The following is a 22,596-nucleotide window of genomic DNA, read 5'->3' on the forward strand; positions in this document are numbered from 1 at the left end:
CCGTTTTAAGGATAATTTTAATTTTTTGTCATTTTGATTACTAAAATTGCTTGTTGTTTGCTTGTTGTATTAGGGCAAAGCGTGAAATCTCAAACTAAGGAACGAACTGTTATAAATGGAAAAATCAGTTCTGTTAATTCTGATTTGGAAGGAGTTTATGTGATAAATGCCGAGACTGAAGCTATTACGTCGACAGATGTTTCCGGTGGTTTTTCGATTTTGGCTGCGCCTGGAGACGTGCTTGTTTTTTCGTCTATACAATTCAAAGAAACACGGGTTTTGTTGAAGTGTGAGGATTTTACGGATCTTGCTTTTACGGTCAAGTTAAGTATGGTAATGAATCAGTTACAAGAAGTTATCGTTAAAAGATATGATAATATAAATGCAGAAGCTTTAGGAATTGTTCCGTACGGACAAAAAACATATACGCAAGCCGAACGTAAATTACGGACTGCTACTGCTTTAAATCCTGAAGGAACCTCGCCAACTGACGGGAGACTTGAGGCTGGAGGATCAGTATCTGCAGATCCTTTATTTAATTTTATATCTGGACGTACTGCAATGTTGAAAAAGGAATTGGCAGTCGAGAAAAAAGAAGCGTTTATGAAGCTTTTAGAAAAAATGTTTACTCTGGAGCACTTTGTTGATCGCTTAAAAATTCCACTTGAATATGTGAAGGGATTTGAGTATTATGCAGTCGAAAATGATAGATTTACTGTTATTTTGGGTTCGAAAAACAAGACTTCTACGGAATTTTTATTGGCGGAATTAGCGACTAAATATAAAGAGATGATTGCAAGTGAAATCAAATAGTACTTTTAATATAATTCTTTTTTTGGTTCTAACTGAGTTCGGTTATGGGCAAGATGTGGATAGAAAAGAAATCTTAGGCGAGATTTTTGAAGGTTCTATTTCTATTGAAGGCGTAAATATTATTAATACTACTTCTCAAATTGCTAAAGTTTCAGATGTAAACGGTGTGTTTTCTATTCCTGCCAAAAAAGGTGATGTTTTAGTTTTTTCTGCGGTTAGTCTCGATTCGATTAAGCGTGAAATTACAGCGGAAGATTTGAAAGTAGGGAAGCTATTTATTAAAATGGTAGCGAATAAAATTGAGTTGAAAGAAGTAGTTATAAATACACAAATTACAGCCGAAAACCTCGGAATTGTACCTCATGGCCAGAAAACATATACACCGGCGGAAAGAAAACTTAAAACAGCAGGTGATTTTAAACCGGTTATGTTGTTGGGTTTGTTGGGAGGATCAATGCCGGTAGATCCTTTAATTAATAAAATTAGCGGAAGAACAAAGCAATTAAAAGAGCTGGTTGCACTTGAAAGAAAAGAGTTAAATATAGAACAATTAGGTAATTTATTTGAAGATGCCTACTTTATTGATTATTTGAAAATACCTTCGGAATATGTTTCTGGTTTTAAATTCTATTTTGTCGAAACTCAGGATATAACAGTTCTTTTGACAGAGAAAAATAAATCAAAATTAACGCCTTTGCTGGCGGAATCAGCTTTAAAATACAATGAAATAATTTCAGGTGAAACTAAATAAGATATTACATATAATCCTTTTTTTGTTTTTTGCGCAGTTTGTCTCTGGGCAAAATTTGACAAGGAAAGAAATTTTAGGACAGATTTTTGAAAAATCAACTTCGGTTAATGGTGTTAGTATTGTTAATAATACTACGCAATTAACAACTATTTCAGATGAAAACGGTATGTTTTCTATTGTAGTAAGAGAAGGTGATGTTTTGGTTTTTTCGGCAGTAAATTTGGAGCCGCTCAAGCATAGGGTTACTATGGAGGATTTCGAAAGTGGAAAACTTCAGGTGAAAATGTCGGCCAAAGAAATCGAGCTAAAAGAAGTTGTTGTAAATGAAAATGCAAATATTACAACTGAAAATCTAGGTATTGTGCCTTACGGGCAAAAGACATATACGCCAGCCGAAAGAAAATTATTTACGGCTTCTTCGGGTCCTGTAGATAAATTGGTTAACGCGATTACAGGTCGGACGGCAATGCTGAAAAAGGAAGTGAATGTTGAGAAAAAAGAGATGCTTTTTAAGAAAATAGAGTATCTTTTTGATGAGAATTATTATACGGAACGATTAAAAATTCCGGTAGATGATATTAAAGGATTTCAATTATTTTGTGTGGATGATGCCCAATTTGCCGTATCTTTGAATACAAAGAACAAAACAATGAGTATGTTTTTAATCACAGATTTAGCCAGAAAGTATTTAATTATTCTCGAAAATGAAAAATAAACTAGGAGTATTCGTTGTTTGCTTGTTTTGTCAAATTGCATTAGGACAAAATGGTACAAGGAGATCACTGCACGGACAAGTGGTCAATTCATCACTTGCAATTGAAAGTGGTTATGTTATGAATATTAATGCAAAAAGCAGAACTTTTATTGGGGCTGGTGGTCTATTTGATATTTTGGCACAACCAAAAGATACTTTGCTTTTTACAGGAATGGCATTTCAATCAAAAAAAATAGTCTTGACTGAGAAAGATTGTAATGAAATTCTTCTTGTAGTGCCATTAGATTTGGTAAATAATCAATTGAAAGAGGTTGTTGTTCAGAAGGAATTAAAAGTAAAATCTCTTGGAGTTGGATCTCAGGCAATAGTTGATATGCAGTTTGAAGACGATCAGCAATCTACCGCAAAAAACATTGCAATGTATTCGGATCAGACCATCAAATACGGAACTGATTTTGTCCGAATCTTTAAAGATGTAAAGAAACTTTTGAAGAAAAAAGAAGACGTGAAAGAAGAGGAAATCTCAGATATTGCTTTTGTAGCTTATAGTAAGAGTAATTTTAAGCCGGATTTTTTTACTAAAACCTTGGGTTTAAAAGAAGATGAAATAGATTTGTTTTTGATGTATTGTTCAAACGATCCTGAATCGAAAAGGCACTTAAATCCAGATCAAAAATTTGAGCTTATCGATTTTTTAATCAATAAAAATAAAGAGTTCCAAAAAGCGAATGTTGTTGAAAAATGAAAAATAGATTAATTTACCCCTTCTTAGGGGTATTATTTTTGTTGTTATCGGCTTTTACCTTTCATAAATTTTATGTGGGAGTTTTTCAGGTCAATTATGCAGCAGAGAAAAAAATGATTCAGATTACTTCCCGTATATTTATCGATGATCTGAATAGTGGTTTAGAAAAGAAATTCCACAAAAAAACTTTTGTAGGCACTGACAAGGAGACTCCTGAAGATGTCGAGTTGTTAAAGAAATATCTTGCTGAAAATTTTGCAATCAAAGTAAATGGCCAATCAAAAACAATTACATTTTTGTCTAAAGAAGTAGAATCAAATGATGTTTTGGTTTGTTATTCCCGAATAAAAGACGTTGAGAAATTTAAAACACTAGAGATTTTAAATTCAATTTTAACTGACTGGAATTCAGAGCAGCAAAATATTACACATATTTCAGCATTCAATACTAAAAAGAGTGTGCTTTTTACGGAATCTTCAAGGAAAGAATTGTTAAAGTATTAATGAATTGGTAAAATTATTAATTTAATTGCTACTTTCACAGCCTGACAAAATTACCATCAAATTTTTATGAAAAAACTTTCATTATTATTACTTTTTCCTGCAATGCTAATGGCTCAGGAGAAAACATCCACTACCGTTGCCCCAAAACAACAAGGAAAGTATGATACCAACAAATTCAGTCAAATGTATGATTTGCTGGCGACTCCAAACATGTTTAGAACAGCATCAGGAGCACCGGGACCTGCTTACTATCAACAACAGGCAGATTATAAAATTGACATTGAATTAGATGATAAGAATTCAAAAATAACCGGTTCTGAGGTTATTACCTATTCAAACAATTCACCGGATAGCTTAGAATACTTATGGATTCAGTTGGACCAAAATCAGGCGCGCGCCAATACGCAAAGTACTTTAGCGGAAAGCGAAAAAATCAATCAGGTTTTACCTTTGGATGGTTTTTCAAGCAAGTATTTGAAAAAGGATTTGGAGCGTGGTTTCAATATTGAGCAGGTTAAAGATGCTAAAGGAAATCCAATGTCGTATACTATCAATGAAACGATGATGCGTATTAATTTAGCAACTCCTTTAAAGCCTGGCGAAAAAATTTCTTTGGCTATTAAATGGTGGTACAACATCAATAATTATAGAAAAGAAGGCGGTCGTTCGGGTTATGAATTATTCGAAAAAGATGGAAATAAATTATATGTAATTGCTCAATTCTATCCTAGAATGGCGGTTTACAATGATGTTGAAGGCTGGCAAAATATGCAGTTCTGGGGAAGCGGTGAGTTTGCTCTTCCTTTCGGAAATTTCGACGTAAATATTACAGTTCCTGCTGATCACGTAATTGATGCAACAGGTGAATTGATGAACAGAAGTGAAGTTTTTACAGCAGAACAGGTTAAGCGTTACGAACAGGCTCAAAAATCTTTTGACAAACCAGTTGTAATTGTAACTCAGGCTGAAGCCGAAGCTGCTGAAAAGGGGTTTTCTGAAAAGAAAAAAACGTGGAAATTCAGTGCAAAAAATGTACGTGATTTCGGTATCGCTTCTTCAAGAAAATTTATTTATGATGCAATGGCTGTAAAATTAGGAGGTAAAGTTGTTATGGCTGAATCTGTTTATCCTAAAGAAGCAAATCCGCTTTGGGGAGAAACTTCTACAATAACTGTTGCACATACATTAAAAAGCTATTCATCTCATACTTTTGATTATCCTTATCCAAAAGCAGTTTCTGTTTCGGCTGAAGATCAAGGTATGGAATATCCAATGATTTGCTGGAATTTTGGTCGTCCTGACGAAAATGGAGTAACCAGTAAAGAAGTTAAAAACGGAATGATTGGTGTAATTATACACGAAGTGGGACATACATTCTTCCCGATGATTGTAAACTCTGATGAACGTCAATGGACTTGGATGGATGAAGGTTTAAATTCATTTTTAGAATATTTGGCTGAACAAGAATTAGATCCAAATTTCCCGTCAAGACGCGGACCTGCAAAAAATATTGTGCCTTATATGAGTGGTGACCAAAAGTTCTTGGAACCAATTATGTCAAACTCTGAAACGATTCACCAATTTGGTAACAACGCTTACGGAAAGCCAGCTACAGGACTTAATATTTTAAGAGAAGTAGTTATGGGAAGAGAGTTGTTTGATTATGCATTTAAAACTTACGCAAACAGATGGAAATTCAAGCATCCAACTCCTGAAGATTTCTTTAGAACGATGGAAGATGCTTCTGCAGTAGATTTAGATTGGTTTTTCAGAGGTTGGTTTTATTCAACAGATTTCGTAGATATCGGAATAAAAGAAGTGAAACAATATTATGTTTCTGAAACCCCAACAACTGATATAAAAGATGTAAAAGTTAGAAAAGGACGTTTTGGTTTCGACAAAGGGCCATTTGTGTATTTGGTAGCTGGTGATAACGCAGAAGTTAGCCAATCAAGCAAAAAAGCGTTAAAAGTTGATGACGTAAAAACTTTAGCGGATTACGTAGAACAAACTTTTACTAGTGAAGAAAAAGCAAGTTTAAAATCTCCTAAATATTTCTATGAAGTTGAATTTAACAAGCCAGGCGGAATGATTATGCCAATTTTGGTTGAGATCACTTACGAAGACGGATCAAAAGATAATTATCAATATCCGGCGCAAATATGGAGAAAAAGTAATGATACTGCCAAAAAGGTTTATGCAACGACAAAAGCAATCAAAAGCATTCAGATCGATCCTAATTTGATGACTGCTGACATTGATGTAACAAATAATTCTTGGCCAAAAGTTGAACAAAAGTCAAAATTTGATTAAGGATAAAACTTAAAAGACCCTGAAAAGGGTCTTTTTTTTAAGTAAATTTTAAAACTGTAAGCATCAAAATTTAATATCTTTGCTGCACACAAAAATAAAAGATATGTTCGGTATAGGAGGAGGAGAATTAGTTTTCATACTGTTTATAGTACTAATGCTTTTTGGTTCAGATAAAGTGCCGGAAATCGCTCGTACAATGGGAAAGGCTATGGCGCAATTAAAAAATGCAACCAATGATATTAAAAGTGAAATTCAAAAAGGAGCTGAGGCAAATGGTCTTGATGCGAAATCTTTGACTGATATAACTGGTAATATCAATGCGCAGATTAATGATGCAAAATCAAACCTTTTAGGCGATTCGACTAATTTATTGGGAGATACAGCCACAGAAATTGATAAAGTAAAAGAAGATATAGATTCAATCTCAGGACCAGTAAAACGTCAAATGTAATATGCTTGAAAAAATACAAGAATTAGATACAGATCTATTAGTGTATCTAAATGGTTTAGGTTCTGAAACATATGACAAACTTTGGCTAATTATTACCAATCAGCTTTATTGGACACCTTTTTTCCTTTTATTGTTTTTTCTTATTTATAAAAAAATAGGAGGAAAACAAACCTTGTATTTATTACTTTTTATAGCAGTTCTGATTGCTTTTACAGATCAGACCTGTAATTTATTCAAACACACTTTTCAGCGCTTACGCCCTTGTAATAATCCAGATCTAGCTTCGATTATTCGTATCGTTCAGGTTAGAAAATCATTCAGTTTTTTCTCCGGACATGCTGCTAATACAATGGCTGTTGCGACTTTTTTATTTTTGGTGCTAAAACGTCACTTCAAGTATTTCGGATTCTTGTTTTTATGGCCTTTAATTTTTGCTTATAGCCGAATTTATTTAGGATTACATTATCCTGGCGATATTCTTGCTGGATATTTCTTTGGAGCTCTTTTCGGGTCTTTGATTTATTTGGTTTACAGAAAACTAAAGCCACAATATTTTCCGGGATAGTTTTTTTCTTAAGATTCTAAGTTGCTAAGAGACTAAGATTCTAAGTTTTTTTTATAGAAAAATTGAAACATAAACTTTAATTAAGAATTGTTTTCTCACTCCATTCTAATCCGTTTGGAAGTTGTTGTTTACTGAATTCAATATGAATAACTCTTCTTCTTTCGTTGTTGGTGGTTTTGTTTGAAGCATGAAATAATAAAGGTTTCATAATCATTATACCGCCTTTTTCGATTTCGCAAATAGTTTCTACTTCATTTTCGAAATCCAAATTTTCGATCCTCAAAATTCCTTTTGAATGAGAGTTATTGATAACTTTTAGAGCACCATTGTCTTTTGTAGTTTTGTCTATATGGATTCTGATAGTAAAATTGTTTTCTAAAATTTCTTTTGGAGGTTGAACAGCATATTGATTTTGTTTTACAGTCCAATTTTCAAAATTCTCAATATCGATTTTCTTGTCAACAGAAATCGTCAAATCCTGATGATAAGCCACAAACCAGTTTGATTTTTCAGGTTTATCAAAATAAATTGATTTGGTTATAAAAAATCCTTTTCCAAAATTAGAATCAATAATTTGCTTTAAATTTTCATTAAAAATAAAGTTTAAAGTTTCTGGTATTTCTTTATGAAATTGTCTGATAGCAAATAAATCCTGAGATTTTCTAAAAGTAGAGTTCTCAGAATTATTTTCGGTTTTATTTTCAATTAATGAAATCAATTTTTCGATTTCATTTTCAGTATAAAAATTGTTGATAATTGCAAAACCTTCAGAATTTATTTTGGTACTGTAATTCATGATTAAAATGCTTGTTTAATAGCCTCCAGCTTTAGCTAGCGGCTATTGATTTTTACTAATTTTACAATACTCTTGAAACCGTCAACCCATCACGAATAGGCAATAAAACAGTTTCAACACGAGGATCGTCTTTTAAAAGCTGATTATATTCTAAAAGCACTTTTGTACTGACATCGTTTGGATGAACTGGTTCTAAAATTTTTCCGCTCCACAAAACATTATCAGATAAAATAATTCCGCCTTTGTTCATCTTCGGAACAATCATTTCCCAGTAGTTTAGATAGTTTTCTTTATCAGCATCAATAAAAACCAAATCAAATTTCACATCCAAATTCGGAATAATATCCACAGCTTCACCCAAATGCTGAAAAATCTGATTTCCCCAAGGCGAGGCATCAAAATATTTTCTTTGAAAATCAATCAATTCTTCTTTAATGTCAATAGTGTGTAATTGACCCGTTTCCTGCATTCCTTCACATAAACATAAAGCAGCATAACCAGTATAAGTTCCTATTTCGAGAATATTTACCGGACGAATTAATTTAGACAGCATACTTAAAACACGGCCTTGAAAATGACCGCTCAACATTCTCGGTAAAAGAATTTTTTGATAGGTTTCTTTATTGAGTTTTGCTAATAAAGCTGGTTCGTTTTCAGAATGTTGTTCGATGTAATCTTCAAGTTCTTGTGAAATAAAATGCATTTGCAGAGTCTTATAAATTTGAAGCAAAAATACAAAAATATAAGCTCAATTTTTGGAGCATAAAAAAACCATTCGTTTTAAGCGAATGGTTTATAAATTGGATTTTGTAAATGAAATTATTTTTTCAAAGCTTCATTTACTTCTTTTGCTGTTTTTACAGTGCCATCTTTAGCTGCTTTAGCTGCGTTTTCTACTTTTTCAGCTCCTTTTTTGGTAGCGTCTTTTACGTCAGTAGCTGTTTTTTTAGCGGCAGCTTCAACATCATCTGCTGCTTTTTTAGTTGCATCTTTTACATCTTGTGCTGCTTTTTCTGTTTTACTTACAGCAGTGTCTTTAACCTCTTCCATATCTGTGGTAAGGGAATCAACTTTGTTTCCAAGGGTTAATTCTTCATCAGCAGGTTTAGTTTCTTTTTTATCGCATGATTGTACTGCGAATGCTAATAAAGCGATAACTGCTAAGCTTAAAATTTGTTTTTTCATAATGAATTGTCTTTTTAGGTTTATTAAAAAAATAAAGGTTTTATCGTTGAACAATAAAAATACAAATTTTAAAATTATTGCGCGCTTTGTAAGATTATTTTTCTTTTGAGAGCAAGACAATTCTCGTGCCAAATTTTTCTTTTCTGAACTGATTTGGAAAATATTTTTTGAAATAAATACGCTTCTATTTAATTACTAAATTACTATCACTTTTTGCAAAATCGACTAAAGTTATATTGAAAAGTACAGTTAGTTCTTTGCCTGCTTTAACAACCCCAAGAGCCGCGGAAGGTGGTGTCATTTCAAAATCTGAAAAAGTCATTCGGTTAGAACCCTGAAGTACAAAAGTACTGTTGTCGTATGTTGCTACTCTCACCTGAGTTTTGTACTCTTTGCTTACGCCGGCGATGGTGTAAGTCCCGGTTAGCACCCAAGTTGTTTCGTTTACTTTATCAGCGGATTTTAGAACGTATCTGATGTTTTTGTGTGATTTGGTTTCCAAAGTTTCATAGGCAACATCATCCATACTGGTTTTGCTGCTTTTAATACTTTCTGCAGGTAATGTTATTGATAAGTTTTTAATATCAGTCAGTTTTGAATCTGTAATGGTTAAAAAAGCACTTCCGGTTCCTTCTGAAGATTTCATAACCCAATCGTGTATATTAGATGTTCCTGCAACTTCAAAATTTGATTTTGCTAAACTGAATCTTTTTTGTGCGTTTACTTGTAGTGAAAATGTAATTACTGCGGCTAATAAAATTAATTTGATAGGTCTCATTTGTTTGTGGTATTTGGTTAAACCTGGATAGCTTTTAATTTCAGTATTCAAAAACTATCTTTTTCTTGAGTCAAATGTATTGTGAACAAATTGTATAGGAGCTGATAAAAATCATGGTTAAGATTTTATTAAAAACCTATACTAAGAGATGCAACATTTGTCTCCTGGTATAGGTTTTTTGAAAGGAATATAGTATTTGTGTTTTTTAATTTTTGTAAAGACTGAAATTTATTATGATATCATCTTTTACTTTTATTAATCCAGCCATTTTTACTGGCGGTTCTAATTCAATATCCGAAAACTTTAAACTAAGTGTGCCTTGGATTTTATCGTCTGTATTGTATAAAATAAAGTCTTTGTATTTTAATGTTTTATCGGTAATGTAAAAGTTTAATCTGCATTTAAAGTTTTTTCCGCATGGTTTTACATCAGAGATTGTAACAGTGCTGTTTGGAAATTGCTTTACTTTTACGGTTCCTTGCAGATCTTTAGTCATTATTTTATTACCACAATCAAAGTTTGACATTTTTATTTCGGTATTGAAAGCATTCTTTTTAAATGAATTTATGTAGACAGTATCCTTAATAGAAAAAGTGTTTGAGCAATTGTATTTGCCAACAGTTGATACTCCTGTAATTTCTATTTTTATTTTGTTTATTACTACGGTTGTATCTTCTGAAAAAAAAGTGGGTTTAGCACTTCCTAAGAAAAAGAAAACTGCTAAACCCGTAATTAAAATAAAAAATCTAGTTTTCATTTTTTTTATATTAGAATGCAATTACTGCTTCGAATACTAAACCATTAAATTTACCACCATAAAAGTTGTTTGGATTTCCAGTAGCAGGATCCCCTACAAATTGTGAATAATCTTTATAGGTTTGGTTAACGTAGTTTAATTTAGCTAAAATGTTTTTAGTCATAAACCAACCAGCACTTGCTTCAAATTTATCTACGGTAACCTTTTTAGCATCCGCATTAGATAATTTTCCAGATACAGTATTGTATTTTCCTCCAAGATAGAATTGTTCTGTTTTTCCAAATCTGTAAATAAGCTCTGAAGCATATTGATTAGCAGTACGTTTATCATCAGTACCAGCTTTATCTCCCCCTGAAGCTAATTCGATTGTACCGAAGAATTCAAGTCCTTTATATTTTACAAAAGGGTTAATCATGTATGTAGTAGCCCAATTTTTGAAATTAGGGTTGAACGTTGCCTCTGGAGTAGATGTTTTGCTAAAACTAGTAGGTACATCAACAGTATTTGTAGTAACATTACCATTAGCATCGGTCTTAGTAATAGTATTTTTATAAGTGTTATTGTTTAATATACCCCAATAACCAAATCCTGATCTATTAGCAGAATATATGTTTGCATTACCAAGATTTGCATTATGATAATAAGAACCTGTTAATCTTACTCTTAAATCTTTATCAAGCTGTTTGTCATAACCAAGTTTAGCTAATATTGAAGGACTATGTGTTGTATTTGCGTTTGGACCATTAGGATAAAAAACTTCTTCATTACTTTGATTTAAATTACCGTTTGTAACACCTAACATGCTTACTAATCCACTTCGGTTGTAGTAAACTTCCATACCCATTTCTGTAGTGAAAGAATACATAATATTGTTTCCAACAAATGCATTTTTGATTGTGTTACCATTATCAGAACCTCTAAAGTGAGCGTCACCAAAATTGTTCTCCATTTGCCCAATTTTAATCGTAGCATATTTCATTACGTCAGCCAAGAAGTCTTTTTTGATGAAGTCTAACTTGTCAATTTGTAAGTATCCACCTTTTACATAAGAATCATTGTGGTGTCTTGAAGCTAAGTAAACATCTAAATTCACTCTTACACCATCAAATAATTGAGCACCAATATACATATCAGCAGCAGGAAGAGTAAAGTTGTTTTCGGTATTCATTAAACGATATCCAGTAATTGATCTGGTAGTAGTACCGGTAGCTGTAGTTGTTGTCGTAGTAGAATTGGCAGGTTGATCGTTGAATGAATTTGTTGCTTGGAAATCCATGTTGAAAGCACCACCAAGATCAATACTAAGACCTTTAAATTCTCTAGTGTCTTTTTGTACATCGAAAACGTTGATACCGTCTTTTCCTCTAGAGATTTGGTTTTGCATGTTTCCAAAACTAACCTGTGCGTTCATAGCAAATGTACTTGCTAGTGTAATAAATAGAGCATAAATCTTCTTCATGGCGTTTATAAATTAAAGTTTAAATTAAATTTTACAGTTAAATCTTGTCCGGTTTTAATAGTTCCAAGCATTGCAGTTGGAGCTTTCATTCCAAATTCAGCAAAAGTGATTTTGTTTGACCCCTGAAGATTTAATCCTTCTTTTGTAACAGTTGTTTTTGCGGTGGTTTTATAGACTTTGCTGACTCCGGCTATAGTGTACGTTCCGGTTAGCTCCCAAGTCGTTTCGTTTACTTTTTCGGCAGATTTTAAAACATATTTGATGTTTTTGTTTTTATCTGTTTTTAAAGCTTCGTACGCAACTTTATCCATACTTTTTTTCTCGCTTTTAATGCTTTCAGCCAAAAGAGTAACAGACAAAGATTCAATATCAGTAAGTTTGGAATTGGCAATAGTTAAATTTGCAGATCCGGTTCCAGATGCTGATTTCATTTCCCAATCATGAAGTGTTGAAGTCCCCGCTACTGAAAAAGCAGATTTAGAATCTAAAGTGTATGATTTTTGCGCTGTAGCAAATGATGTAATTCCGAAAATGGTAATTACAGTTGCTATAAATTTGATTTTATTTATCTTCATTTTTATAAGATTTACAGTATTAAAAATAAGTTAATAACAGGCCGATTTAAATTTAGTACTAATGTTTGTTTTTTAACTTGAATCAAAGATCTCCTTATAAATCGGGCTTGTTCATGATAAAAATCATTGTTAAAATTTTATTAAATTGATATTTAGTAACTACAACGTTTTCATTTTTTGGAAAGCAGTTTGTTTGTCCAAAAAAGGTGCATTTGTTTAGTGAATTTTAGATTTTAATTTTTTTTGTTATTTGATTTTAAAGATTGAAGGGCGGTTTTTAACATTAGAAATGAACAAATACTTAACTTTGCACCATGCAAATGGAGAAAAAAGATATAAGAGCCTTATCAAAAGAGCAATTGCGAGATTTTTTTGTCGCAAATAATGACAAAGCTTTTCGTGGAAATCAAGTTTATGAATGGCTATGGAGCAAGGGAGCACACAGTTTTGACGATATGACCAATGTTGCCAAAACAACACGTTCAATGCTCGAAGAAAATTTTGTAATCAATCATATTAAGGTTGATACGATGCAGCGCAGTAGTGACGGTACAGTAAAAAATGCTGTTCGTCTGCACGATGGTTTAGTGGTAGAATCAGTTTTGATTCCGACCGAAACCAGAACCACTGCTTGTGTTTCAAGTCAGGTAGGCTGCAGTTTAGATTGTAATTTTTGTGCGACAGCAAGATTAAAGCGTATGCGTAATCTAGAACCTGGCGAAATTTACGACCAGATTTTGGCAATAGACAAAGAAAGCCGTTTGTATTACAATCATCCGCTTTCGAATATTGTTTTTATGGGAATGGGCGAGCCTTTAATGAATTATAACAATGTCATTAAAGCAATTGATATGGTTACGTCGCCAGAAGGTTTAGGAATGTCGCCAAAACGTATTATGGTTTCGACCTCGGGAATCCCGAAAATGATCAAAAAAATGGCCGATGACGATGTGAAATTCAAATTGGCAGTTTCACTGCATTCTGCAATTGACGAAACACGCGCGAAGATTATGCCTTTCAGTAAAAATTTCCCTTTGAAAGATTTGCGTGAAGCATTAGAATATTGGTACAGAAAAACAAAAAGTAAAATTTCTTACGAATATGTAGTTTGGAAAGGAATCAATGATGATAAAGCTTCTGTTGATGCCTTGGTTAAATTCTGCAAATACGTGCCTTGTAAGGTTAATTTAATTGAATATAACCCAATTGATGACGGAGAATTCCAACAAGCTTCAGAAGAGTCTATTTTGGCTTATATTAAAGCTCTAGAGAATATTGGAGTAGTAGTCAAAGTAAGACGCAGCCGTGGAAAAGATATTGATGCTGCTTGTGGGCAATTGGCAAATAAAGAAGCCGAAGCATAGTTCCTACGGAATAAAAGCAAGATGCGAGGTTATTTTTACCAATATACAATCTCTACGAGATATTTTAAAACTATTCTGAGATATTCCGGTAGGAATTAAATATCGGTAGATAAATATTCCAAAATCATAACAATAATGTCCCGTGGGGACTTGATGATAAAACAAAAAAGCATTAAGAATGAGGAATATACTCAAGCTTAATGCTTTTTTTGGGCAAAAAGGATATTAATTTTTCAAATCAACTTCTTCTGTTACGCCGTCTTTTGTAATTGTTGCAAGTGTATCGCAATCTCCGTTGCCATAATCGATAACGGCGGTAGCTCCATTTTTAGTTATAGATACAACTCCTTTTACAGCAACTGATTTTTTGCATGATGCTTTAAATTGTAAAGGTGTAGTAATTTCAGCAGAGAAAGTATCTCCGTTAGGGAAAGTTGTTGTGCCACTTCCTGTTACCAGATACGCATTATCTTCCCAGTTAAACCAAGTGTCAAAACCTTCAACCTGTTCTTTTACTAAATTACCTTTTCTTGTGTAAACACCTCCGTCATCAAAAGTAATCGTCAAGTCGATTGCCGCAGTAAAAACTGGATGTGCAGTTGCAAGCAAATCGGTAGTTTTTACAGTTCGTTCGATAGTTTTGCTTCCCTGAAGTTTTTTGCCATTGTGATAAAATCCGTCAAAAGTATAACTGATAGTTTGTGTAGAAGTTTCAAAATCATTAGAGAAAGAAATAACCATTTTTCCTTTTACAGTATTTCCATTTTCAAGTGTACAGCCTTCAACTCCAAAATCGACAGTTCTTGTCCAGGTGTTGTTCGTTAATACTGTAGTAACCGTAGCACAACTCGGAAGAAAATTTTTAACTACACCGCTTGGCTTTGCAGTTACATTTTGTTGTGCGCTAAATTGATCTTCAGCAATATTTGTTACATCATCAATTGAAGCATCAATTTTTGAATTTTTGATGACTTCATCTTTTGTAATTGCTGCAGATGATCCGTCGTTTGTTTTTTCATCAGAATTACAGCTGACAAAAAAAGATAAAGCGGCTAATGTTCCAATAAAGAAAATTTTTGTTTTCATAATAAATTAGTTTTTACGTGATTTTAATTAATGAACTCAAATTAGGCTTTAACTAGATTCTGTTTTTGGTGGTGAATTTTAAAAAAGTAATCAAATTGTTGATATACTAACATAAAATACACAACGTTTTTTTATTTAAAATAGTATATTTGAAATCGAAATGAATATTACTTCCCAAATAAAACAGCCCATTTTTAACGAAATGGAACTTTTTGAAAAAAAGTTTCATGAATCGATGACTTCAAAGGTCGCGTTGCTGAACCGAATTACATATTACATTGTAAATCGAAAAGGAAAGCAAATGCGTCCAATGTTCGTTTTTTTGACAGCAAAAATGGTTTCCGGAGGTATTGTAAACGAAAGAACCTATCGTGGCGCTTCGGTAATCGAACTAATTCATACCGCTACTTTGGTTCATGATGATGTGGTAGACGATAGTAATCGTCGTCGCGGATTTTTCTCTATCAATGCGCTTTGGAAAAATAAAATTGCCGTTTTGGTTGGAGATTATTTACTTTCAAAAGGATTGTTGTTGTCAATCGATAACGGTGATTTTGATTTACTCCGAATTATTTCTGTAGCCGTTCGCGAAATGAGCGAAGGTGAATTACTTCAAATAGAAAAAGCCCGTAGACTTGATATTACCGAAGATGTTTATTACGAAATCATCCGCAAGAAAACGGCAACGCTAATTGCTGCTTGTTGTGCGCTTGGCGCGAAAGCTGTAATCGAAGACGATGCTCAGGTAGAAAATATGCGTAAGTTTGGTGAACTTATCGGAATGGCATTTCAAATAAAAGATGACTTGTTCGATTATAGCGAAGAAGCCATCGGTAAGCCAACTGGAATCGATATTAAAGAGCAAAAAATGACTTTGCCTCTAATTCACGTTTTAAATACTTGTACTCCGCAAGAAAAAAAGTGGTTGATAAACTCCATCAAAAACCACAACAAAGACAAAAAACGTGTAAAAGAAGTTATTGCTTTTGTAAAAAATAATAATGGTTTGGCTTACGCCGAAAACAAAATGGTCGAATTCCAGCAAGAAGCACTTTCTCTACTTCAAAACTTCGAAGATTCTGAGTATAAAGACGCACTGACTTTGATGGTGAACTACGTTATTGAGAGAAAAAAATAATTTTTTAATTACATAATTAGAAAATTTATCAAATAGATAATTGGTTTACTTTGTTGTAAATCAGTTGTGTATTTCTGTGTATTGGAATTTGGAATTTTTTTTATTGAAATTTTTCATAGTTGATGCAACCATTTTAAATCGACAATCGTCTATGCTAATAGAAGTCTGTTTCTAAAACCAAAACCGAAAGCTTATTAATGAAAATTATTCCGTTACATCAAGAAGAAACCAAAATCATAAAGTTGGCTGTCGAAAACAATCGTCAGGCACAACAGCAGATTTACGGTAAATATTCTTCGAAAATGTTAAGCGTATGTCGTCAATATATAAAGGACATTCAATTGGCAGAAGATGTAATGATAACGGCATTCATGAAAGTATTCACCAATTTAAACAAATTTGAACACAAAGGAAGTTTTGAAGGCTGGATCCGCCGAATTATGGTTAACGAATGTATATCCTATTTAAGAGTTCAGAAAAAGGTAAAATTTGCCGAAGATGAATTTTTTGTTGAAGAAAGTTTCAATGAAATTGACAGTCAGTTTACCGTAGATCAGATTCAGTTTTTAATAGATGCTTTGCCCGATGGTTATAAAATGGTTTTCAATTTATACGCAATCGAAGGTTACAAACACAATGAAATTGCCAAGATGTTAGGAATTAATGAAGGAACATCGAAATCGCAATTATCGCACGCCAGAAAAATGCTGCAAACACAAATTACTATTTTAAAAAAACAAGATAATGGAACCGAATAATTTTGAAAAGGATTTCCGTGAAAAACTAAACAAACGTGAAATTGAACCAAGCAATAATGCTTGGGATCGATTAGACGCAATGTTAAGTGTTGCCGAAGAAAAAAAACAGCCTAAAACGAAAAGCAAAAAATGGTTGTATATCGCAGCAAGCGTTATAGGATTTTTATTGGTCGGAACTTTCTTTTTCAATCAAAAAGAAAAATCAATTGAAACTCCAATAAATAATGTTGTAGAAAAAGGAACTGAAAAAGATTCAGTTGAAAAACCGATTCTAAATAACACTAAAACAGTTGAAACTGAAATTGCAGTTTTAGAAAATCCTTCAAAAGAAACTATAAAAAAAGAAGAAAAAAATCATAATCAAGAACCAAATAAAATTGGTAAAAATGAGCCAAATCAAATAGCGGAGTCTTCAATCATCATCAAAAACAATCAAGAAAAGCAATCGGTAAATAATCAAACAACAATTGCTGAAACACCAAAAAAGGAAAACGTAGATCAATTACTTAATTCGGCCGAGAAAACGGTTGTGGCAGAAAATTCGGCTAAGCCAAAATCAAAAATTAAAGTCAATGCCAATGATTTGCTGAATCAGGTCGACGGCGAGTTAGAAGAATCGTTCAGAGAAAAAGTAATCACAAAAGTCAATAGAAACTATCAGACTGTAAAAGTGGCTTTGGCAAATAGGAATCAGCAGGAGTAAAGAGTAAAGAGTAAAGAGTAAAGAGTAAAGAGTAAAGAGTAAAGAGTAAAGAGTAAAGAGTAAAGAGTAAAGAAGCAAGAATTAAGAAACAAGAAAATAGGTTTTCAGTTCCGGAGGAACGATTTATGTTGTAGCGTCGGGTTTTAACCCGATGAGACAAAGAATTTACAATTCACAATTAAAAAATCATCAATCACAATCAATCTAAAAAATCAATCATGAAAAATTTTACCATTCATCTAGTAATTCTAATTTTCTTATTTGTCAGCAAGGTTTTCGGGCAGGAAACATTTGAATCAAAAGCGAAGGAAATCGCAAATAAAATTGAAAAAGTAACGAAAGAGGAAAAAGAAAAACTGAAAGAAGAAGTCGAAGCTGTAAATGTGCAATTGTCTGAAGGGAAAATAACACAAGAACAAGCCGATAAACGCAAAAAAGAATTGGCAGAAGCCAGAGCAGTTATAATTGAGGAAAAAGTGACTTTGGCGCAAAATGAACTCAATGACCTGGTTCAGCAAAAAGTAGACGGAAAACTGAAAGAACAAGATTCGACAAGGAAAAGCAAAATTGTTATTTACTGGGATAAAAACGACTGGAATCATAATAAATGCAAAGATTCAATTCGTGGCGAAAAAAGAACAACTTCGCAGTTTGTTTTTGCAATGGGTTTAAACAATATGATGGTTGACGGAAAATATCAAGATTCGAATTACAGTTTTATAGGTTCACATTTTTACGAATGGGGCTTCACATATAATTCAAGATTAATGAAAAATGACAATCTGCTTCACGCTAAATATGGACTTTCATTGATGTACAATAATATTCGCCCAACAGATAATCGCAGTTTCGTAGTAAATGGTAATCAGACTAATTTGGAGACAAATGCGGTACATTTAACCGAATCACGTTTTAGAAATGTCTATTTAGTTGCACCAGTACATTTGGAGTTTGACTTTTCCAAACCAACTGTGAAAGACGGTAAAACCTACTTCAAAACACATAAAAGTTTCCGTTTTGGCGTTGGAGGTTATGCCGGGATTAACGTAAAATCAAAGCAGATTTTAAAATTTGAAGAAGAAGATCTGAAATATAAAAGCACCATAAAAGGCGAGTATAATGTCAATAATTTCATTTACGGAGTAAGTTCGTATATTGGTTACAAAGAAATGAGTTTGTATGTGAAATATGATTTGAATCCGTTGTTTCAGGATAATTTAGTAAAGGAAAATAATATTTCAATGGGACTTCGATTTGATCTTAATTAATTATATAGTTTAAGTTTAGTTACGGAAAAAAGTACTTCGAGAGAGGTGCTTTTTTTTGCTTTAAAAAATAAATTTCAGGATGGATTTATGTACTTTTACAGGCTTTCAACTTTAAAAATAAATTTACGTTTTGATTTCACAAAATACAATTGATACTGTTTTTGAAACTGCTCGAGTAGAGGAGGTTATAGGCGATTTTGTCAATTTAAAACGTGCAGGGAGTAATTTCAAAGGATTAAGTCCGTTTTCGGATGAACGCTCTCCTTCGTTCATGGTTTCGCCTGCAAAAGGGATTTGGAAAGATTTCAGTACCGGAAAAGGCGGGAACTCTGTTAAATTTTTAATGGAGCATTCGCAATTTACTTATCCGGAAGCCATTCGATATTTAGCCAGAAAATATAACATTGAAATCGAAGAAACCGAACAGACAGATGCAGAAAAAGCTATGACTGATGTTCGCGAAAGTATGTATTTGGTTTCTGAATTTGCGGCTAAATATTTTCAGGATGTTTTAATAAATTCTGAAGAAGGAAAAGCAATTGGACTTTCGTATTTTAAAGAAAGAGGATTTACGAATGAAACCATTAAAAAATTCGATTTAGGATATTCTCCCGAAACTTGGGATGCCTTGACAAAAGAAGCATTAGGGAAAGGATACAAGTTGGAATTTCTTGAAAGCACAGGTTTGACCATTGCAAGAGAAGACCGTCCGTTTGACCGTTTTAAAGGTCGTGTGATGTTTCCGATTCAAAGTATGTCGGGACGTGTATTAGGTTTTGGTGGACGTATTTTGACGAATGATAAAAAAGCGGCGAAATATCTAAATTCACCGGAAAGTGATATCTACCATAAAAGTAAAGTGCTGTACGGAATTTATCACGCCAAACAATCTATAGCCAAGCAAAATAATTGTTATTTGGTAGAAGGTTACACCGATGTGATTCAGTTTAGCCAAGCTGGAATTGAAAATGTTGTGGCTTCATCCGGAACTGCTTTAACGCCAGATCAGATTCGTTTGATTAACCGTCTGACTCGAAATATTACCGTACTTTTTGATGGAGATGCAGCTGGTTTGCGAGCGTCTATTCGAGGAATCGATTTGATTCTGGAAGAAGGTATGAATGTGAGAGTTTGCTCTTTTCCTGACGGAGAAGATCCGGACAGTTTTGCCCGAAAAAATTCTCATGATGAGTTAGTTTCCTATTTAGAAAACAATAGTAAAGATTTCATACAGTTTAAGGCTTCGATATTAATGAACGAAGCTAAAAATGATCCAATAAAAAAAGCCGATCTGATTCGCGATATGGTTACCAGTATTTCAAAAATACCGGATCGTATTCAGCGTGAAGTTTATATTCAGGAATGTGCAAGAATAATGGATATTTCGGAGCAGGTTTTGGTGAGTACTTTGGCGCAGCTGATTCAAAAAGATATTGCTGAAGCTAATAAAAAGCAAAAGCAAGAACATAAACCTTTTGATGTTGTAAGAAATCAAAACCCAAAAAACACCGGTTATTCAGGTGGAGATCCGGAAGATCCAAGAACAGGTCCGCCGGAAGGTTATTATGATCCGGGAGACATGGGATATCCTGCTGAACAAGCAGAAAAAGTTGATATTTTATATGGTTTTGAAAGAAAAATTATTGAAATATTACTTCTTTACGGAAGTGTTTTAGAAGATTTTGAAGATGTATTTCTAAAAACAGATGAAGAAGGGAATGTAAAAGAGGTTTCAGAAAAAAGAAAATATAAGGTTTACGAAAAAGTTTATTTAAGTCTTCAGGAAGATGAGGTAGAGCTTTCAAATACTTTATTTCAAAATATTTTTAATGGCTTAATTGATTTTTACAATCAAAATGAAACTTTCAGTTTAGATAAATATTTAATGCATCTTCCGCCGGATTTTGCGCAAGAAGTGACCAATATTCTAATGGAAGATGAAAAATTGGTTATTCACAATTGGGAAGGACAAAATATTTTTCCAAAACATAAAAATGTAACCATTGAACAAAATGTTTCAGATACTATATTTTCACTGAGATGGTTTTTGGTTTCAAAAATCATTCATGATTTAAAAAACTCACTGATCTCTGATCCGCAAGATGATAATTCAGAATTACTTTCTATGGTTATTGACTATTCAAAACTGCTGAATAATTTTTCAAGAAAGTTAGGACGCGTTGTAGTTCCGTATCATTAAACATTTAGATAGCATTTATAAATCAAAAAGCTCTATATTAAAAAATATAGAGCTTTTTTTATGGGTTGACAATTTGCGTACAAATGTCAATATACCATGATTTAAATAATTTCTAACGTCTTCGCTTTGTTTACTAAATCAACTAAATTAGTAACGTTCAATTTCGTCAATAATCTTAATTTGTAAGTACTGATCGTTTTTTCGTTCAGGTTTAAGATTTTAGAGATTTCATTGTTTTTCTTACCATCGCTTAAATAACGTAAAACTTCAATCTCGCGATTAGAAAGTTTTCTGTACAAACGCTCGCTTTTGCTTTGTTTAGCAATTAAAGCCATGTTTTTACGTACTGTTTCATTGATGATAATTTTTCCTTCGTGTACTTTAATGATAGAAAGACCTAAAGTTTCAAGTTTTTCTGTTTTGTGTACATAGCCGGAAACTCCTGCTTTGATTGCATTTGGAGCATACATTTGCTCAGCGAGGTCACTAAAAATTACAATTTTTGTTTTAGGAAAGTTTTTCAGGATTGATTTCACTTCAAAAATACTTGAAAGACCTTCTAATTCTAAATCAAGAATTAGAATATCGATCTCCTTAGTTTGAAGGATATCTCTTACCATTGAAAAATTGCCTACGTTGGCAACAATTGAAATTTGATCGTGGTCTTTGAAATAAGACTTAACGCCAAAGTGAGTCACAGGATGATTGTCTGCAAGACATACTTTAATCATAATTTTTACCTTTTTAGAATTGTTATCATGTTTTTGGAACGGTAAAATTAATAAATAAATTCTGTAATTAATTGCAGACAAATGTTAAAATAATTTATTTTAACGTTTTGGGTATTAAACAAACAGGAATAGCCTCCATTTTGTGCTTGTTGCTGGTGTTTAATCTTTTATAAATTTCAAAGACAGATTTTTCTCGCCCCTCAAAGTCATCCGCCGATTTTCCTGACTCCGCTGCTAACATTGCCCATTCAAGCTCATCGTAACTTGCTCCCAATTGGTCTTCGTCGGTTCTGTTATCGCCAAATAATCCGTCTGTAGGAGCAGCTTTTAAAATTGATTCAGGAATAGACAAAAATGCGCCCAAAGCATAAACATCAGATTTCATTAAATCTGCAATCGGACTCAAATCGACACCTCCGTCACCATATTTTGTGTAAAATCCAACTCCAAAATCCTCTACTTTATTGCCTGTGCCTGCGACTAATAGACTATGAATTCCTGCCAAATAATACAATGACGTCATTCGGATTCGGGCGCGGGTGTTGGCCAATGATAAATTAACTTTTGTTTCATCTTTTGTGTCTGGAACTGCGCTCTTAAATGCTTCAAAAGTAGCAGTAAGATCGGTCTCAACACTTGACACATTTGGAAAACGTTTTTTTAATTGTTCAATATGTTCTCGACCTCTTGAAACTTGTGTTTCGGCTTGATGAATTGGCATTTCTACACATAAAACCTGTAAACCTGTCTGGGCACATAATGTAGAAGTTACGGCAGAATCTACTCCGCCTGAAATTCCAATCACAAAACCACTTACTTTAGCATTGGTAGCATAGTTTTTTAGCCAATCTACAATGTGAGTATTTACTTTTTCTGTTTGAATAGTGCTTTTTTTAGCCATAATAGTTCAAGTTTTAAGATGCAGGGATGTATATTTGCACA

Annotated in this window: 24 protein-coding genes; 14 read left to right on the forward strand and 10 right to left on the reverse strand. The window is 33.1% G+C overall.

The genetic code is table 11. The features are described 5' to 3' along the window. The first annotated feature begins 57 nt into the window (after positions 1-57). The 8 genes from BD847_RS17130 to BD847_RS17165 all read left to right on the forward strand — a co-directional run bounded on the left by BD847_RS17130 (position 58) and on the right by BD847_RS17165 (position 6,856). Positions 58-813, forward strand: a complete 756-nt coding sequence (locus tag BD847_RS17130) for a hypothetical protein (protein ID WP_244201630.1) — start codon at positions 58-60, stop codon at positions 811-813. Then, the gene (locus BD847_RS17135) at positions 800-1,564 is read left to right on the forward strand and encodes a carboxypeptidase-like regulatory domain-containing protein (RefSeq protein WP_167443879.1); all 765 of its coding nucleotides are present in this window, start codon (positions 800-802) and stop codon (positions 1,562-1,564) included. The genes BD847_RS17130 and BD847_RS17135 overlap by 14 nt, the downstream gene beginning before the upstream one ends. A 55-nt stretch (positions 1,565-1,619) precedes the next feature. Then, complete coding sequence (locus BD847_RS17140) at positions 1,620-2,279, forward strand: carboxypeptidase-like regulatory domain-containing protein (protein WP_244201631.1); 660 nt, start codon at positions 1,620-1,622, stop codon at positions 2,277-2,279. After that, on the forward strand, positions 2,269-3,024 hold the full coding sequence (locus BD847_RS17145) for a hypothetical protein (RefSeq protein WP_115889497.1): 756 nt from the start codon (positions 2,269-2,271) through the stop codon (positions 3,022-3,024). The genes BD847_RS17140 and BD847_RS17145 overlap by 11 nt, the downstream gene beginning before the upstream one ends. Beyond that, positions 3,021-3,527 carry a DUF6702 family protein gene (locus tag BD847_RS17150; protein WP_115889498.1) on the forward strand — a complete coding sequence of 169 codons (507 nt, stop codon included), beginning with the start codon at positions 3,021-3,023 and terminating at the stop codon, positions 3,525-3,527. Before BD847_RS17145 ends, BD847_RS17150 begins: the two co-directional genes overlap by 4 nt. 66 nt (positions 3,528-3,593) lie before the next feature. After that, positions 3,594-5,840: a M1 family metallopeptidase gene (locus BD847_RS17155; protein WP_115889499.1), complete on the forward strand. Its 2,247-nt coding sequence runs from the start codon at positions 3,594-3,596 to the stop codon at positions 5,838-5,840. 103 nt (positions 5,841-5,943) lie between these two features. Then, positions 5,944-6,291 (forward strand): Sec-independent protein translocase subunit TatA/TatB, encoded by a 348-nt coding sequence (locus BD847_RS17160; protein ID WP_115889500.1) that lies wholly within the window; start codon positions 5,944-5,946, stop codon positions 6,289-6,291. A 1-nt stretch (position 6,292) separates the two neighbouring features. Then, complete coding sequence (locus BD847_RS17165; RefSeq protein ID WP_115889501.1) at positions 6,293-6,856, forward strand: phosphatase PAP2 family protein; 564 nt, start codon at positions 6,293-6,295, stop codon at positions 6,854-6,856. A gap of 76 nt (positions 6,857-6,932) precedes the next feature. On the opposite strand, the gene BD847_RS17170 is transcribed toward BD847_RS17165, so the two are convergent. The 7 genes from BD847_RS17170 to BD847_RS17200 all read right to left on the reverse strand — a co-directional run bounded on the left by BD847_RS17170 (position 6,933) and on the right by BD847_RS17200 (position 12,406). Further along, entirely contained in the window at positions 6,933-7,652 is a 720-nt protein-coding gene (locus tag BD847_RS17170) for a phytanoyl-CoA dioxygenase family protein (protein WP_115889502.1), read from the reverse strand. 61 nt (positions 7,653-7,713) lie between these two features. After that, positions 7,714-8,355, reverse strand: coding sequence for an O-methyltransferase (locus BD847_RS17175; RefSeq protein WP_115889503.1), 642 nt, complete (start codon positions 8,353-8,355; stop codon positions 7,714-7,716). A 116-nt stretch (positions 8,356-8,471) separates the two neighbouring features. Then, positions 8,472-8,837, reverse strand: coding sequence for a hypothetical protein (locus tag BD847_RS17180; protein ID WP_115889504.1), 366 nt, complete (start codon positions 8,835-8,837; stop codon positions 8,472-8,474). Positions 8,838-9,021: 184 nt separating this feature from the next. Then, positions 9,022-9,615, reverse strand: a complete 594-nt coding sequence (locus BD847_RS17185) for a YceI family protein (protein WP_115889670.1) — start codon at positions 9,613-9,615, stop codon at positions 9,022-9,024. A 205-nt stretch (positions 9,616-9,820) separates the two neighbouring features. Then, a complete protein-coding gene (locus BD847_RS17190; RefSeq protein WP_115889505.1) occupies positions 9,821-10,372 on the reverse strand; it encodes a hypothetical protein in 552 nt (183 codons plus the stop codon). A 10-nt stretch (positions 10,373-10,382) separates the two neighbouring features. Further along, positions 10,383-11,831 carry a hypothetical protein gene (locus BD847_RS17195; protein ID WP_115889506.1) on the reverse strand — a complete coding sequence of 483 codons (1,449 nt, stop codon included), beginning with the start codon at positions 11,829-11,831 and terminating at the stop codon, positions 10,383-10,385. Between the two features lie 5 nt (positions 11,832-11,836). Further along, positions 11,837-12,406 (reverse strand): YceI family protein, encoded by a 570-nt coding sequence (locus BD847_RS17200; RefSeq protein WP_115889507.1) that lies wholly within the window; start codon positions 12,404-12,406, stop codon positions 11,837-11,839. A 314-nt stretch (positions 12,407-12,720) separates the two neighbouring features. On the opposite strand from BD847_RS17200, the gene rlmN reads away from it, so the two are divergent. Continuing rightward, on the forward strand, positions 12,721-13,770 hold the full coding sequence (rlmN, locus tag BD847_RS17205; protein WP_115889508.1) for a 23S rRNA (adenine(2503)-C(2))-methyltransferase RlmN: 1,050 nt from the start codon (positions 12,721-12,723) through the stop codon (positions 13,768-13,770). Between the two features lie 225 nt (positions 13,771-13,995). Here the strand turns inward: rlmN and BD847_RS17210 are convergent, their stop codons facing one another. Further along, a complete protein-coding gene (locus BD847_RS17210; protein ID WP_115889509.1) occupies positions 13,996-14,856 on the reverse strand; it encodes a hypothetical protein in 861 nt (286 codons plus the stop codon). 160 nt (positions 14,857-15,016) lie between these two features. Between BD847_RS17210 and BD847_RS17215 the strand changes: the two genes are divergently transcribed. From BD847_RS17215 to dnaG, 5 genes are all read left to right on the forward strand, one after another. Continuing rightward, positions 15,017-15,994 carry a polyprenyl synthetase family protein gene (locus BD847_RS17215; RefSeq protein ID WP_115889510.1) on the forward strand — a complete coding sequence of 326 codons (978 nt, stop codon included), beginning with the start codon at positions 15,017-15,019 and terminating at the stop codon, positions 15,992-15,994. Between the two features lie 197 nt (positions 15,995-16,191). Continuing rightward, complete coding sequence (locus BD847_RS17220) at positions 16,192-16,752, forward strand: RNA polymerase sigma factor (RefSeq protein WP_115889511.1); 561 nt, start codon at positions 16,192-16,194, stop codon at positions 16,750-16,752. Beyond that, positions 16,739-17,455 carry a hypothetical protein gene (locus BD847_RS17225; RefSeq protein WP_115889512.1) on the forward strand — a complete coding sequence of 239 codons (717 nt, stop codon included), beginning with the start codon at positions 16,739-16,741 and terminating at the stop codon, positions 17,453-17,455. Before BD847_RS17220 ends, BD847_RS17225 begins: the two co-directional genes overlap by 14 nt. Before the next feature lie 218 nt (positions 17,456-17,673). Then, the gene (locus BD847_RS17235) at positions 17,674-18,723 is read left to right on the forward strand and encodes a hypothetical protein (RefSeq protein ID WP_115889513.1); all 1,050 of its coding nucleotides are present in this window, start codon (positions 17,674-17,676) and stop codon (positions 18,721-18,723) included. 130 nt (positions 18,724-18,853) lie between these two features. Next, positions 18,854-20,923, forward strand: a complete 2,070-nt coding sequence (dnaG, locus tag BD847_RS17240) for a DNA primase (RefSeq protein ID WP_115889514.1) — start codon at positions 18,854-18,856, stop codon at positions 20,921-20,923. A gap of 101 nt (positions 20,924-21,024) precedes the next feature. On the opposite strand, the gene BD847_RS17245 is transcribed toward dnaG, so the two are convergent. Together BD847_RS17245 and nadE are read right to left on the reverse strand one after the other, a co-directional pair. Then, positions 21,025-21,654: a response regulator transcription factor gene (locus tag BD847_RS17245; protein WP_026730588.1), complete on the reverse strand. Its 630-nt coding sequence runs from the start codon at positions 21,652-21,654 to the stop codon at positions 21,025-21,027. A 94-nt stretch (positions 21,655-21,748) separates the two neighbouring features. Further along, positions 21,749-22,555: an NAD(+) synthase gene (gene nadE, locus BD847_RS17250; RefSeq protein WP_115889515.1), complete on the reverse strand. Its 807-nt coding sequence runs from the start codon at positions 22,553-22,555 to the stop codon at positions 21,749-21,751. Between the last annotated feature and the right edge of the window lie 41 nt (positions 22,556-22,596).

It is taken from the genome of Flavobacterium cutihirudinis, from assembly GCF_003385895.1.
GTDB classification, from domain to species: domain Bacteria; phylum Bacteroidota; class Bacteroidia; order Flavobacteriales; family Flavobacteriaceae; genus Flavobacterium; species Flavobacterium cutihirudinis.